Source organism: Streptomyces sp. NBC_00354 (assembly GCF_036106915.1).
In the GTDB taxonomy this organism is placed as follows: domain Bacteria; phylum Actinomycetota; class Actinomycetes; order Streptomycetales; family Streptomycetaceae; genus Streptomyces.
This window is the reverse complement of sequence record NZ_CP107983.1, coordinates 1,198,294-1,212,912: the sequence shown is the minus strand read 5'-3', so window position 1 is coordinate 1,212,912 and position 14,619 is coordinate 1,198,294. Positions and strand designations below refer to the sequence as shown.

Genomic DNA, 14,619 nt, shown 5'->3' with positions numbered 1-14,619 from the left:
CCGCGGCACCTGCCCCGCTCGACGCGTTGACGGGCGGCGCGGCGGCCCGTCAGTGCCGGCGTGCGGGGCCGGGTGCTGACGGGCGCCGTGGTGGTCAGCTCGGTTGCGGGGCCTCCGTGGTCTGGGCCTGGGGCGGCCGGGCCGGCTGGCCGGGGCCGCCCTGGGGGGCGACGAAGTCCTTGCTGCGGATGAGGGCGAACGCCAGGACGCCGCCCACCAGCGCCACGATGCCGCTGACGACCAGCAGGTCGTTCATCGACGTCGCGAAGCCGGCCTGGACCGCGTGCTCCACCTGTCCCCGCAACTCCGCAGGGGCCGAGGCGATCGCCTGCCCGGGAGAGCCCATGCGGATGGAGTCCGCGATCTCGTCGCTCTGCCCCTGCAGTGCGGGGACGCTCGAGAGCCGCTCCCGCAGGGCGTCGTGCAGCGAGGACGTGAACAGCGAGCCGTACACGGCGATGCCGACGGCGATGCCCACCTGCCGGAACGTCTGGTTCACGCCGGAGGCCATTCCGGCGCGCCACACCGGGACGACACCGATCGCGGTCGAGGCCAGCGGCGGGTTGACCATGCCGGCCCCGATGCCCGTGACGATGAACCCCGGGATGAGGTGGGTCCAGTCGGAGTCGGCGGACACGCCCGTCATGAGCAGGAGGCCGATCCCTACGATGACCAGGCCGGGGCCGATCAGCCACCGGGTCGGGACCTTGCTCATGAGGCGGCCTGCCGCCATGGCGGCGACGAGCGTGCAGCCGGAACTGACCAGGAGCCGGGCGCCGGTACCCATCGCGCTGTAGCCGAGGTCGTTCTGCAGGTACAGCACGAGGTAGATGAACATCGCGAACAGCGAGGCGTTCATCGCGAAGGCGGCGATCGAGCCGCCGAGGAAGGTCGGGGTGCGCAGCAGCTTCAGGTCGAACATCGGATCGGACACGCGCGATTCGATCACCGCGAACGCCACGAGGAACACCGCGGCCAGGCCGAAGCAGATCAGCACGCCCTGCTCGCCCCATGCCGTGTCGCTCGCCCTGATCAGGGCGTAGACCAGGCTGAACAGGCCTGCCGTGAGCGGTACGATGCCCAGCCAGTCGATCTTGGAGGCGCGCGGCGGACGGGACTCGTCCACCAGGCGGAGCGTGATGAAGATCGCGGCGATGCCGATCGGCAGGTTCACCAGGAAGATGCCGCGCCAGCTGATGCCGCTGGTGATCACACCGCCGAGAACCGGGCCGAGCGCGGTGGCGACACCCGCGACGGCACCCCAGATGCCGAAGGCCGAGCCCCGCTCCCTGCCCTGGAACGTGCCGGCGAGCAGTGCCAGGGAGGTGGCGAAAAGGATCGCGCCACCGATTCCCTGCACCGCGCGGGACAGGATCAGCATCAGCTGGTCCTGCGCGATGCCGCACAGCAGCGATCCCGCGGTGAAGACCGCCAGTCCGATGACGAACAGGCGCCGCCTGCCGTACAGGTCGGCCAGGGAGCCCGAGGTGAGCAGGAGCGCCGCCAGGCTTAACGCGTAGGCATCCGTCGTCCATTGCAGGCCGCTGAAGCTCGCGTCCAGCGAGTGCTGGATGTCAGGGAGCGCGACCGCGACGATCGTGACGTCCAGCAGCAGCATGAACGTGGCGGCGCACACCACCAGCAGCGTCCACCATTGGCGTTTCATTGTTCGGAGCCCTCCTCGGTTCGTAACTCTTGTTCGATCAGCCCTAGTTGAACGAGCGCACGGATGCTAGCATCCTAGTATGCGTGCAGAAGTAAAGCAGTTCAACGTCTACTTGCCGGTGGAACTCATCCGGCAGATCAAGCACCATGCAATCGAGAACGAGTCGTCGCTCTCGGCCCTGGTCGCCGAGGCGTTGCGCACGTATCTCGCCGTCCACGAGCAGGAACCGCGGAAAGGAAAGCAGGCATGAGCACCGAAGGTGTCGAAGGCGTGTACCTCGAGACCCATAACTGGGGCAAGGCGGCCAAGTTCTTCCAGTCGCTGGGCTACAACGTCGAGTTCGCGACCGAGGAAGGCTCGGGGATGCTCCGCAACGGGGACGGCCCCTACCTGCTGCTCGCCGAGATCCCCGAGGACCAGAAGCCCGACTTCCAGGTCGTTCTGCGGGTGGGGGACGCCGGCGAGTTCGCGGTCGACCCGTCCGTCGAGGTGGTCACGCCGTTCGAGGAGACCCACTACGGAACGCAGGAAATGAAGGTGCGCGACCCCGACGGGCGCGTCTGGAGCCTCCAGGCGCCGCTCAAGAAGTAGGTGCGGGGCAGCTGTCCTCATGTGCCACATGGTCCGCCTCTTCGGCGCAGCAGCCGACGAAGAGGCGGACTGTTCGTCAACTCGGGGGCGGGCAGGCCCGTTGACCTGACAGACCCGCGCGATTTTTCCCCGTACGGCTCCGCATCGGCTTCCATGCTGCACTCCGTCGGCCACACCACCACTCGGCACACTCGGCTGTTCGAATTCCGGGCCGACGCGGGCAGGCCACGTTACGGAGATTGCGGATGTCTGAGCAGAAGAACACGGCGGAATTGCTGGTCATCGGTACCGGGGTGATCGCGATGTCCGTTGCCTACCACTGCGCGGAAGCGGGCGTTGACGTCGTCGTACTGGGACGGGATCAGTCCGGTGCCACTGCGACACAGACCGCCGGCGCATTTCGCACCTATTTTCCCGGGCGCGTGTACGACTCCGAACTGGTCGCGCGCAGCCTGGCCGATTTCCGCTCGTTCGGCGCCACCACGGGCGCCGATCTCGAGGTGACGGAGACCGGGATGCTCGTGGTGGCGGCCACCGCGGACGAGGCGGCCGAGCTGCTGGCGGAGGTGCCCGACCAGCGCGCGGCCGGCGTACAGCTGGAGCTGCTGACCGCGGCGCAGGCCGTCGAGCGCAATCCCTGGCTGGATCCGGCCGGTGTCGAAGCGGCGGTCTGGTGTCCGCAGATGATCCGCCTCAGGGCGGACGAGGTACTCCGGGGCTACACCGAAGGTGCGCAGAAGCACGGCGCGCGCCTGGTCACCGGCGCCACCGTGACCGGGCTGGACGCGTCCACCGGCCACGTCGCCACCACGGCGGGCGATTTCACCGCGCAGGCGATCGTCCTCGCGGACGAGCACGGCAGCGGTGACATCGCCGGGCTGGCCGGCCTCGAGCTCCCGGTGTGGGGCCAGTTCGCCGAGCTGTTCCACACCGACCCGGTCGGCGACGGCGACATCGCATCGCCGTTCACCTTCCACCCCGCGGCCGGACTGAAGACGATGGGGATGGGGCCGTCCTTCCTGGTGGGCCTCGAGCGCTTCTCCCGGCAGCCGGGCATGCGGGACATCTGGCACGAGGCGGCCATGGACGAGGTGGCACAGCGGTACCCGCGCCTGCGTGACGTCGCGCTGCACAGCGCGTGGACCGGAACCCTCGACGTCACGCCCTCCAGGAGCGCCCTCATCGGCAGGGCGGGCGGCCCGCACGAACGGATCCTCTTCGCCACCGGCTTCACCGGCCACGAACTCGGCCAGGCGCCCGCCACTGGCAAGATCATTCGGGACCTGCACCTCGGCCGGCACCCCGGCGTCGACATCACGCCGTTCTCGCTGGCCCGCAACGGGGCGTAACCCGCCCGGACTTCACCCCCGTGCCGTTGCCGGCCCGGGGCCAGCTCATATGGCCGCCGCACTGTCCACAGTGCGGCGGCCATGTGTTTTTCCGGCGCGGCTCCGCGAAATTCTGCATTTCTGGAATCGGAATTCCGAATTCCTCGAATGCGGCGGGCCGCGTGAAGTGACAGACAATTGGCAATATGACAAAAAATCGCCCCCTGTCGAGCGGCTGAATGCTGTTGTTCATATATTCGAATCACGACGGCATCGCGTCCGTCGCTCGTATTCCAACCCCGATTAGAGGTAGGAGCAAAATGCGGCAAATCGAGATCTCCTGGGAGCCGATCGGCGCCAAGGTTCGCGTCACCCTCCTCGAGGGACGCAATGCAGAACTTGTGGAGCCGTTGTGGGCGGCATTGCCGTACACGACCCTTCAGGGGCATGCGCTCGTGGCCGGCGACTGCATGTACCACGTACCGCCGGCGCACGACTTGCTGCACGCGGTTCCGGATTACAAGGTGAATCGCAAGATCCAGCCCAATGGCACGGTGTTCCTTTCCCCCGTGCAGCACCTGACCATCAAGTACGGCGAGCTCACCGAGCCGATGCCGACCTCGCCCATCGGCCACGTCGTGCCGGAGGACGTCGACCTGCTGCCGAAGATCGGTCAGCTGGTCTGGGAATCCGTCCACGGCAACGGTGTGCCCGTGATCGCCCACGTGCGGCGGGTGGACGGGCCGGCCGGCCAGGGCGTGCAGCGGCTCGCTGCCGAGTCCGAGCTGGTCCGCGAGCTGATCGAGAAGATCGCCGCGGAGACCGAGCGGGTGCTGGTCGACCCGACCGACGAACTGGTGGACATCCACGAGGGCAAGTCCCGGGGCACCTCCGGTGCAGGGACGAAGAACTCGGTCCTGACCACCCTCGTCGCCGTGAACGGCGAGACGCGGCCGCTGGGATACGTGAACTACAGCACCCTGGTGCGGGCCGGCCGGAAGATCGACATGCCGTTCCCGTCGCTGATCGAGCTGGCCAAGATCCTGCTGGTGAAGCCCACCGAGTTCCTGGGCTACTGCGGAATGAACACCCTCTGGGACATCACCAAGGAGGTGGTCGCCGCACTCGACGTCATCACCACCCGGGAAGAATTCGTCGCTCTGATGGCCCAGATGGCGACATACGTCAATGCCCTCGGTGCGTGGAATCTGCAGCTGTTCCCGTGGGACCTCACGGGAGACGAGTGGACCTACCGTCCGAACGTTGCGAGGAGCACGAATGTCTGATCAGAAGAACACGGCGGAAATGCTGGTCATCGGCGGAGGGGTGATCGGCACTTCCATCGCCTACCACGCGGCCAAGGCGGGCATCGACGTCGTCCTCGTGGAAAAGAACCAGTTCGGCGCCGCGACCACGTCCCAGACCGCGCGCGCATTCCGTACCTATTTCCCCCGCAAGCCGCACGACTCCGAAATGGCGACGCGCAGCCTCGCCGACTACAAGCAGTTCTCCGAGACCATGGGCGTCGACCTCGGGCTGCAGGACCTGGGCCTGCTGACGATCCTGACCAGCCCGCAGCAGGTGGCCGAGCTGGAAGCGGACCTGGCGGACCACCGGGAGGCCGGAGCGGCCGTCGAAATGGTCACCGCCGCGCGGGCGGTCGAGCTCAACCCCTGGCTGGACCCCGACACGATCGAGGCCGCGGTCTGGAACCCGGCCACCTACCGCATCAAGCCGGAGATGATCGTCCAGGGCTACGTCGAGGGCGCGAAGCAGCAGGGCGCACGACTCTTCTCCAACGTTGCCGTGACCGGGCTGGACAGCGACAGCGGCGTGGTCAGCACGACGGCGGGCGACTTCACCGCCCAGTCGATCGTCATCGCGGCCGGACCGCTGAGCGGCGACGTCGCCAAGCTGGCCGGCCTGGACCTGCCGGTGTGGGGGCAGTTCGCCGAGCTGCTGCACTCCGACGCGATCCGCACGGACCGTGACGTGCACAACCTGCCGTTCACCTTCCACCCCGTGTCCGGGCTGAAGACGATGGGCATGGGCAAGGCCTTCCTCGTCGGCCTGGAGCGCATCTCCAAGCAGGACGGGCTGCGGGACATCTGGTACCAGGCGGCCGTCGACGAGCTGCCGAAGTGGTACCCGGAGCTCGAGGGCGTCAAGCTCTACAGCGCGTGGACCGGAAGCCTGGACGTCACGCCGACGAAGTCGGCCATCATCGGCAAGGGCACCGGCAAGCACGAGCGGATCCTCTTCGCCGCCGGCTTCACCGGCCACGGACTGGCGCAGGCACCCCTCGCCGGCCAGATCATCCGTGACCTCTACCTCGGCCACAACCCGAACGTCGACCTCACCCCGTACTCGCTGGGCATCAACCTGGCCCGGCTCGAGGCCTTCTGACCAGGTCAGTCTCGCGGCGGGCGGTGCCCCCACGGCCCGCCCGCCGCATTCCCGAGAGGTGTAGACGATGCCGCCGGTAGACACATCGACCGCACAATGGCTCGGCGAGGCGCCGACGCCACTGAACCCCGACACCGCTTTCAACGGCTTCATCTGCGCGCACGTGCTGCACGCACTGGAGCGACTTGGGCTGTTCCGCACACTGCAGGACGACGGCTCCGCCGACGTGGCCCCGTTCTGCCGGGAGAACGGCCTGGACGAGGCCGTCTTCCGCTCCCTGATCCGCGCCGCGGAGTCCTTCGGGTACCTGGAGGCGCACGGCGACCGAGTCCGGACGACCCGGACCGGTGAGGAGGCCCGCCAGAAGCTGGGCTTCTTCACCTGGGGCGTCGGCGGATACCACGACGTCTTCGCGAACGCCGCCTCCGTCGCCCGCGGGGAGCGCCGCTTCGGCGTCGACCTCCACCGCGACGAGGGGATGGTGGCCCTCGGCTCGGCGCAGGCGGACTCCGCGCTCATGCGGCACATCCTGGACGAGGAGATCTCCAGGCTCGACTTCACGACGCTCGTCGACCTCGGCGCCGGCGTCAGCGAGCGGGTCTCCCGGCTGGTCAAGGCCCGCCCCGGAAGCCGCGGACTCGGTATCGACATCAGCAAGTCCGCCACCGAGCTCGGGGCCGACACCGTCGACCGGTACGGCCTCAAGGGCACCGTCGAGCCCGTGTGCGCGGACGTACTCGACATCCTGTTCAACGGGCAGCGGATCGACGGCGCCGACGAAGCCGACGTCGTGATGAGCTTCATGTTCCTGCACGACCTGCTCGTCGACCCGACCCGCCGCGACGAGGTGATTCCCCGGCTGCGTGCGGCCTTCCCCAAGGCCAACACGTTCCTGCTCGGCGACACCACGGTGCGCCCGCGCGGCGGCGAGAGCACCCTGCCGGTGTTCTCCAGCGGATTCGAACTGGCCCACGCCCTGATGGGCGTCCCCATCTACACGCGTGAGCAGTACGAGGAACTCTTCGACAAGGGAGGCATGCATCTCCGACGCGCGGTGCCCTTCGGTGCGCCGCACACCTATCTCTTCGTGCTGGAGGCAGCGTGAGCCGCACGGCCACCCCCGAAATCGTCTCCGACCTTCCCATCCCGCTCGCGGTGGCGGGGCACCACCAGCCCGCGCCCTTCTACCTCACGGCGGACATGTTCGGCGGCATGCCGGTGCAGATCGCGGGCGGTGAGCTCAGCACGCTCGTGGACAAGCCGGTGGCCGCACCGCACACCCACGAGGTCGACGAGATCTACTTCCTCGTCTCGCCGCTCCCCGGCCAGGCACGCATCGAGGTCCATCTCGACGGGGTCCTGCACGAACTGACCTCGCCGGCAGTGATGCGCATCCCGGCGGGCAGCGAGCACTGCTTCGTCACCAAGGAAGCAGCGGTGGGGAGTTACTGCTTCGGCATCCTGTTGGGATCCCAGCTGTGAGTGCGCCCGCCCGGCCGGAGCCGAAGGTCTACAACACCAGCGTGCCGGATGCGGACACGATGGTGCGGTTGCACCTGAGCGAGAGCCCCTACGGGGCGAGCCCGGCGGCCGTCACCGCGGCGGCCGGAGCGCTGGATCGGGTCAACCGCTATCCCGCGCCGCAGCGGGAGGGACTCGTCAAGGCCCTCGCCCTGCACTGGGGCGTGGCCGAGGACCAGATCGCCGTGGCCAACGGCAGCGACGAGCTGGTGCTGGCGACCGCGTTGACGCTCGGTGACCTCTCGCGGCCGGGTCTGGTCGCCGCCGGTACGTTCCCCGGCTACCCGGAATCCCTGGAACGCATCGGCCGCGGGGTCGTGGCCCTCCCCCTGCGGGACGGCGCCCTCGACGTCAAGGAGTTCGCGAACGCACTGCCGGAGCACGGCATCGGATACGTGTGCAATCCGCACAACCCGTCCGGAACCGCACTTCCGGAGGAGGCGTACGCCACTCTGATCGACGCGGCGCAGGCCGGCGGGGTGCCGCTGGTCTTCGACGAGGCGTACCAGGAGTTCAGCGACCCGGGCCTGCCCCAGACGAGGGACTTCCTCGACCGGGACGCCCCGGTGGTGGCGCTGCGCACCTTCTCCAAGGCGTACGGGCTGGCGGCCCTGCGGATCGGCTATGCCGTCGGCCGTGCCGATCTCATCGCCGAAGTCCGCCGGACCCTGAACGTCCTTCCGTTCAGCGTCAACCGGGTCGCACAGGCCGGAGCACTGGCCGCACTCGCCGACCAGCAGTTCCTCGGCGAGGTCCGCGAGGGCACCGCGCAGCGGCGTGAGTGGTTCACCGCGGAGCTGGAGCGGCGCGGGCACCGGTACGTCCCGTCGGTGACGAACTTCGTCGCCGTCCGGGTCGACGCCTCCCGGGAGGCGCAGGACGCCCTCGCCAAGGACTACGGGATTCTCGTACGGGACACCGGCTTGTTCGGCTTTCCCGGCCACCTGCGCGTATCGCTCGGCACCGAGGACGAGTTGCGCAGCTTCCTCGACGCACTCGACCAGCTCACCGCACGCAAGTAATCGAAGATCACGGAGGTCAAGAATGGTCAAAGCAATCCCGGACGGGTACGCGGAGCTGACGGCCTACCTGTCCGTCGACGGGGCGAGCGAGGCGATCGCCTTCTACACCGAGGCCTTCGGTGCGAAGGAACTGGCCCGTTCCACCGCTCCGAACGGCAAGATCATGCACGCACAGATCCAGATCGGCGGCACGATCGTGATGCTGTCCGACGAGCTGCGGGAAGCCGGCCTGCTCGGCCCCCACTCCGTCGGCGGTACCCCGGTCACGCTGTACCTGTTCGTCGAGGACGTCGACGCCACCTTCGCCCGTGCCCTGCGGGCCGGGGCGAAGCAGCAGCGAGAAGTCCAGGACCACTTCTTCGGCGACCGGGCGGGGCAGGTCCTCGACCCGTTCGGCCACCGGTGGACGATAGCCACCCACATCGAGGACGTGTCCCCGGACGAGTTCGAGCAGCGCGCCGCGGCGCACATGCGCAAGGCAGCCGGCTGACCGGCAGCAACGGGGCGAACCGGCCCTGCGCCGCAACCGCGGCGCAGGGCCGGACCCGCGTCAGGCGGAGGTCCGGCCGCGGCGCGCGGGCTCGCCGTTCGTGGGCGGGTACGCGGGCTTCGCCGGTGTCGCCAGCCGCGCGGGCGGCGAGGGCAGCGGCGGGAGGGCCGGCTCGTACAGCCAGGCCGAGAACAGGTCTTCCAGCGGCTCGCCCGTATAGCGGGCCACGTGCTGGGTGAAGGCCCCGGTGGTCACCACACCGTGGCGGTGCATGGTGGCCCAGTCGCGCAGCATGCGGAAGAACGCGCCGTCCCCCAGGGCGCAGCGGATCGCGTGCAGGACGAGACCTCCGCGCTGGTACAGACGGTCGTCGAACATCAGCTTGCGGCCCGGGTCGACGAGGCGCAGATCCAGCGCCTGCGAGGCCAGCAGCCGGTGGGCGGCGGCCGCCAGCGCATGCGCGGTGCGGCCGCCGGAGCGCTCCGACCAGAGCCACTCGGCGTACTTCGCGAAGCCTTCGTTCAGCCAGATGTGCCGCCAGTCGGCGATGGTCACGCTGTTGCCGAACCACTGGTGCGCGAGCTCGTGGGCGACGAGGCGCTCCGAACCGCGTCCGCCGTCCACGTGGTTGGCGCCGAACAGGGAGAGCCCCTGGGCTTCCACCGGTACGTCGAGTTCCTCGTCGGCGACGACCACCGCGTACTCGCCGAAGGGATAGGGCCCGAACAGCTCTTCGAACAGCTGCATCATGGCGGGCTGCCGGGCGAAGTCGCGCGAGAACTGCGGCAGCAGGTGCGCCGGTACATGGGCGCTCTGCGGGACACCGCCGAGCCCGGGGTCGCCGAGCAGCACCGTCTGGTACACGCCGATGGACAGCCCGACCAGGTAGCTCGAGGTCGGCGCGGACTGCTCGTACACCCACGTGGTCGTGCTGGCCCTGGTCGTCCTGGTGAGCAGCCGCCCGCCGGCCACCACCGTGTAGGCGGACGGGGTGTTGATCGAGATCTGGTACGAGGCCTTGTCGGCGGGCCGGTCGTTGCACGGGTACCAGGAGGGCGCCCCGACCGGCTGGCTGGCCACCAGCGCGCCGTCGCTCAGCTCCTCCCAGCCGAGACCGCCCCACGGGCTGCGGACCGGCTTCGGGTTGCCCGCCCAGTGCACCTCCACCGTGAACGCGGCGCCGGCGGGCAGCGGCTTGGCCGGCCGGATGCGGAGCTTTCCGCCCCGGTGCGTGTAGTGCGGCGCCCGGCCGTTCACCAGCATCCGGCCTATTTTGAACTCGGCCAGGTTCAGCTGGAACTCGGTGAGCGGCGCCCGCCCGGCGATCGCACTGAGCCGGGCCGTCCCGGCCAGCCGGTTGGGGCCGGGACGGTACTCCAGAGCGAGTTCGTACCGGTGCACGCGGTAACGGGAGTCTCCGTTGTCCGGGAAGTACGGGTCCGATGCCGCTGTTCTCTGGCCGCTCATTGCCGCTTCCGCTCCCTGCGCTGTGCCCGGGCCCTTGTCAGGTCCGCCATGCCTCGATCGGGTTGCCCAGCCAACGCGTGTCGGCGGGGACGGATTCCCCGGCCATCACGAGAGAGGCCGGCCCCAGTGTGCTGTGGGCCCCGACCGTACTTCCGGGCAGGACGATTCCGCCCGGGCCCAGGGTGGCACCCTCGCGGAGGACCACAGTATCCGTCCTCAAGATCCGGTCGTGGAAGAGGTGCGTCTGCAACACGCAGCCACGGTTCACGCTGACCGCATCGCCCAGCACCACCAGGTCCGTCTCGGGCAGCCAGTAGCTCTCGCACCATACGCCCCGGCCGATCCGCGCCCCGAGCCCGCGCAGCCACAGGTTCAGCAGCGGCGTACCCGGCACCGGTCCGGCCAGCCACGGCACGGCCACCACCTCGACGAAGGTGTCGGCCAGCTCGTTGCGCCACACGAAGCTGCTCCACAGCGGGTGCTCGCCCGCCCTGTGCCGGCCCACGAGCAGCCACTTCGCGGCCACGGACACCGCGCCCGCGGCCAGACCGGCGGTCAGCAGGACCACTCCGGACAGCAGCGCGGCCTCCCAGGTGCCGAGCCCGCTCGCCGTGCTCAGCGCGCAGAGCGCCGTCACGGTCAGCACCGCCAGCGCCGCCGAGCAGAACACCGGGACGAGCCGGCAGAGCTCCACCAGCCCGCGCGCCCACAGCAGCCGCGCGGGCGGGTCGTACGTCCGGCTCTGGTCGGCGTCGGCGGCGGACCGCGGCAGCCGGACCGGCGGCAGGCCCAGGTACGAGCTGCCCTTCTTGGCCTTCTTCGGGGTCGCCGACAGCACGCCGACCAGCCCGTCGTCCGGCACGGTGCGGCCCGGCGCGGTCATGCCGGAGTTGCCGAGGAACGCCCGGCGGCCGATCTCGGAGTGGCCGATCCGCATCCAGCCGCCGCCCAGCTCGTAGGGCGCGGTCAGGGTGTCGTCGGCGAGGAACGCGCCTTCGCCGACCGTGGTGAGGCTCGGCAGCGCGAGCACGGTGGACACCTCCGCGCCCCGGCCGATCTTCATGCCGAGCAGCCGCAGCCACACCGGTGTGATCAGCCCGGCGTACAGCGGGAAGAGCGTCTCCCGGGACAGGTCCATCAGCTGGGTGACGGTCCAGGCCTGCCAGCCGACCCGGCTGTGCGTCGGATGGGTCCCGGTGCGCAGCCCGAGGCTGAGCAGACGTACCGAGACCAGCAGGAGCAGCGCGTACGTGAACCCGTACGCGAGCGCCCCGGGCACCACGGCCAGCAGGGCTCCGCGCAGTGCCTCCACCAGCCCGGCGCCGGCGGGCACGAACCGGCTCACCACGAGCAGCGCGGGCACGGTGGCGAGCACGGGCAGGGACGTGAGGCCGAAGCCCGCAGCCCCGTACGCGGCCCGCCAGGGGAGCCCGCGCGGCGGGCGCTCCTTGGGCCAGTTCCGCTTGGCCTTGCCGAGCTTCACGGCGGGCGCCCCGGCCCAGCGCTGCCCGGTCGGAATCTGCCCGACCACGGCGGAGCCGGGCGCCACCTCGGCCCGCTTGCCGACCCGCGCACCCGGGAACAGCATGCTGCGGGTGCCGACCACCGCGCCCGCGCCGACCTTGACCGGGCCGATCTCGAGCCGGTCCCCGTCCAGCCAGTGCCCGCAGAGGTCCACCTCGGACTCCACGGCGCAGCCGCGGCCGAGCTTGAGCATGCCCGTCACCGGCGGCAGCGAGTGCAGGTCCACCTCGGGGCCGATCTTGGCGCCGAGCGCCCGCGCGTACCGCTCCAGCCAGGAGCCGGTGAGCGACGTCGCGCCGACGTACTCGGCCAGCCGCTCGGCCGTCCACAGCCTCAGGTGCACGCTGCCACCGCGCGGGTGGCGCCCCGCCTTCACCCCGCGCAGCAGCAGCCGCGCCCCGCCGGCCGCGATCGCGAGCCGGCCCGGCGGGCTGAAGAGCAGCGCCGCACCGGGGACGACGAACCACCACGAGGCGGTCGGCGCCCACGGATACGCCCCGAACCAGTGCAGTGCGTTGCCGAGCGCCAGCAGCGCCACGCTCCAGCGCAGTCCGACCAGGGTGAACAGCGGCAGCAGCAGGAGCGACTGCACCACTTTGGTCCGCAGCGGAACGGGCGCGACGGTCCGGGCCGCGTCGTCGTCCCGTACGGACTTCTCCAGCCGCCGGGCGAGCTTGCGCAGGGTGGGCTGCTGGTAGATGTCGAGGACGGCCGCCCGCGGGTAGCGGGTGCGCAGCCGGGTGGTGAGCTGCGCGGCGGCGAGGCTGCTGCCGCCGATCGCGAAGAAGTCGTCGGCTGCGCCGGTGACGGTCACCCCGAGGGTCTCGCTCCACTGCTCGGCGAGCCAGGCCTCGGTGCCGTACAGCTGCTCTGCCGGGCCCGTGGTCTCCAGCTCGGGCAGCGGCCAGGGCAGCGCGTCGCGGTCCACCTTCCCGGAGGTGCGGGTCGGCAGCTCGTCGACCCGCGCGAGCAGCGGTACGAGGGCCGCGGGCAGCTCGGCGCGCAGCCGCTCGACGGCCGCCGCGTGGTCCCAGCCCTCCTGGGCGACCAGGTAGCCGACGAGCAGCTGGTTGCCGCTGCGCGCCGTACGGACGGCCGCGGCGGCGCCTGCGACGCCCGGCAGGGCCTGGAGGGCGGCGTCCACCTCGCCCAGCTCGATCCGGCGGCCGCCGAGCTTGATCTGTTCGTCGCCGCGGCCGAGGAAGACCAGCCCCTCGGGTTCCGCGCGCACCAGGTCGCCGCTGCGGTAGGCGCGCTCCCAGCCGAGGGATTCCAGCGGGGCGTACTTCTCGGCGTCCTTCTCGGGGTCGAGGTAGCGGGCCAGGCCGACGCCGCCGATCACGAGCTGGCCGCTGCCGCCCATCGGCACCGGCTCGCCGGACTCGTCGACCACGGCCAGCTCCCAGCCGTTCAGCGGGAGGCCGATCCGGATCGGCTCCTCCCCGGTCAGGAGTGAGGCGCAGGCGACGACGGTGGCCTCGGTGGGACCGTACGTGTTCCAGACCTCGCGGCCCTCGGTGACCAGGCGCTGGGTCAGCTCGGGCGGGCAGGCCTCGCCGCCGAAGATCAGCAGCCGGACCTCGTTGAGGGTCTCCGGCTCCCAGAGCGCGGCCAGGGTCGGCACGGTGGAGACCACGGTGATCTCCTGCTCCATCAGCCAGGGGCCGAGGTCGGCGCCGCTGCGTACCTGGGAGCGCGGGACGGGCACGAGGCAGGCGCCGTAGCGCCAGGCCAGCCACATCTCCTCGCAGGAGGCGTCGAAGGCGACGGACAGGCCGGCCATGACCCGGTCGCCGGGGCCGATCGGCTCCTCGGTGAGGAACAGCGCGGCCTCGGCGTCCACGAACGCGGCGGCGCTGCGGTGGCTGACGGCGACGCCCTTGGGCTTGCCGGTGGAACCGGAGGTGAAGATGATCCATGCGTCGTGCTCGGGGCCTGGCCGCGCGGCGGACACGGCAGCGTCCGCGAGGCCGGTGGCGTCGATGCGCCCTCCGGCGCCGAGCACCGCCCGCACCCCGGCCTCGCCGAAGACCAGCTCGGCCCGCTCGTCCGGGTCCTCGGCATCGACCGGCACGTAGGCGGCGCCGGCGGCGAGCACGGCGAGGATGGCCGTGTACAGCTCGTTGGTTCCGGACGGCACGCGTACGCCGACCCGGTCGCCGAGGCCCACCCCGGCGGCCTCGAGGGCGCGCCGGCGGCGTTCGACCTCCACGGCCAGCGCCCGGTAGGTCAGCCGGGCGGTGCCGTCGTCCAGGGCGAGCTCGTCGGGGCAGGCCCGTACGGAGGCCTCGAAGATGTCCACGAGGGTGCGTGCAGGGGCGGCGGGTCCGGCGCAGAACCGGGCGGATTTGCCGGACTCGTCGTACAGGTCCCCGTCGTCGAGCAGGGTCATCTCACCGCGCTCAGGTGTCGCTGCCATCGGCCCTCGCGTCTCGGTCCCGGAAAAAGGTCCGGGTCGCCGGCGGAGCCCAGGTTTGCCCGGGTTGTTCCGGTCCAGCGCCAAACAACCGGCCAGTCTAGTGCGTCATCAAGGATTTTCCTGCTGAAGCCTTGCGGGTGGCGGAGAACGGACGGTATGGCAGTCGCGCCCGTGACGGTTGCTCC

General features: G+C 70.5%; 12 protein-coding genes. 9 read left to right on the top strand and 3 right to left on the bottom strand.

Annotated features, from left to right (window positions below):
* Window positions 1–94: 94 nt before the first annotated feature.
* Window positions 95–1,666 (bottom strand): MFS transporter, encoded by a 1,572-nt coding sequence (locus OHT74_RS05750; RefSeq protein WP_266661293.1) that lies wholly within the window; start codon window positions 1,664–1,666, stop codon window positions 95–97.
* A gap of 79 nt (window positions 1,667–1,745) precedes the next feature.
* On the opposite strand from OHT74_RS05750, the gene OHT74_RS05745 reads away from it, so the two are divergent.
* The 9 genes from OHT74_RS05745 to OHT74_RS05705 all read left to right on the top strand — a co-directional run bounded on the left by OHT74_RS05745 (window position 1,746) and on the right by OHT74_RS05705 (window position 9,024).
* Window positions 1,746–1,916, top strand: a complete 171-nt coding sequence (locus OHT74_RS05745; protein WP_030301855.1) for a CopG family transcriptional regulator — start codon at window positions 1,746–1,748, stop codon at window positions 1,914–1,916.
* Window positions 1,913–2,257: a VOC family protein gene (locus OHT74_RS05740; RefSeq protein ID WP_053788046.1), complete on the top strand. Its 345-nt coding sequence runs from the start codon at window positions 1,913–1,915 to the stop codon at window positions 2,255–2,257. Before OHT74_RS05745 ends, OHT74_RS05740 begins: the two co-directional genes overlap by 4 nt.
* Before the next feature lie 245 nt (window positions 2,258–2,502).
* Entirely contained in the window at window positions 2,503–3,606 is a 1,104-nt protein-coding gene (locus OHT74_RS05735) for an NAD(P)/FAD-dependent oxidoreductase (protein ID WP_328619570.1), read from the top strand.
* Window positions 3,607–3,905: 299 nt separating this feature from the next.
* Window positions 3,906–4,871: a hypothetical protein gene (locus OHT74_RS05730; protein ID WP_266998624.1), complete on the top strand. Its 966-nt coding sequence runs from the start codon at window positions 3,906–3,908 to the stop codon at window positions 4,869–4,871.
* Complete coding sequence (locus OHT74_RS05725; protein WP_328619569.1) at window positions 4,864–5,991, top strand: NAD(P)/FAD-dependent oxidoreductase; 1,128 nt, start codon at window positions 4,864–4,866, stop codon at window positions 5,989–5,991. Before OHT74_RS05730 ends, OHT74_RS05725 begins: the two co-directional genes overlap by 8 nt.
* 67 nt (window positions 5,992–6,058) lie before the next feature.
* The gene (locus OHT74_RS05720) at window positions 6,059–7,096 is read left to right on the top strand and encodes a class I SAM-dependent methyltransferase (protein WP_266661280.1); all 1,038 of its coding nucleotides are present in this window, start codon (window positions 6,059–6,061) and stop codon (window positions 7,094–7,096) included.
* A complete protein-coding gene (locus OHT74_RS05715; RefSeq protein ID WP_266661278.1) occupies window positions 7,093–7,473 on the top strand; it encodes a cupin domain-containing protein in 381 nt (126 codons plus the stop codon). Before OHT74_RS05720 ends, OHT74_RS05715 begins: the two co-directional genes overlap by 4 nt.
* Window positions 7,470–8,534: a pyridoxal phosphate-dependent aminotransferase gene (locus OHT74_RS05710; protein ID WP_328619568.1), complete on the top strand. Its 1,065-nt coding sequence runs from the start codon at window positions 7,470–7,472 to the stop codon at window positions 8,532–8,534. The genes OHT74_RS05715 and OHT74_RS05710 overlap by 4 nt, the downstream gene beginning before the upstream one ends.
* A gap of 22 nt (window positions 8,535–8,556) precedes the next feature.
* On the top strand, window positions 8,557–9,024 hold the full coding sequence (locus tag OHT74_RS05705) for a VOC family protein (RefSeq protein WP_266635560.1): 468 nt from the start codon (window positions 8,557–8,559) through the stop codon (window positions 9,022–9,024).
* Window positions 9,025–9,084: 60 nt separating this feature from the next.
* Here OHT74_RS05705 and OHT74_RS05700 read toward each other — a convergent pair whose 3' ends face one another.
* The gene (locus tag OHT74_RS05700; protein ID WP_266661274.1) at window positions 9,085–10,491 is read right to left on the bottom strand and encodes a M1 family metallopeptidase; all 1,407 of its coding nucleotides are present in this window, start codon (window positions 10,489–10,491) and stop codon (window positions 9,085–9,087) included.
* 37 nt (window positions 10,492–10,528) lie between these two features.
* A complete protein-coding gene (locus OHT74_RS05695; RefSeq protein ID WP_328619567.1) occupies window positions 10,529–14,434 on the bottom strand; it encodes a Pls/PosA family non-ribosomal peptide synthetase in 3,906 nt (1,301 codons plus the stop codon).
* Between the last annotated feature and the right edge of the window lie 185 nt (window positions 14,435–14,619).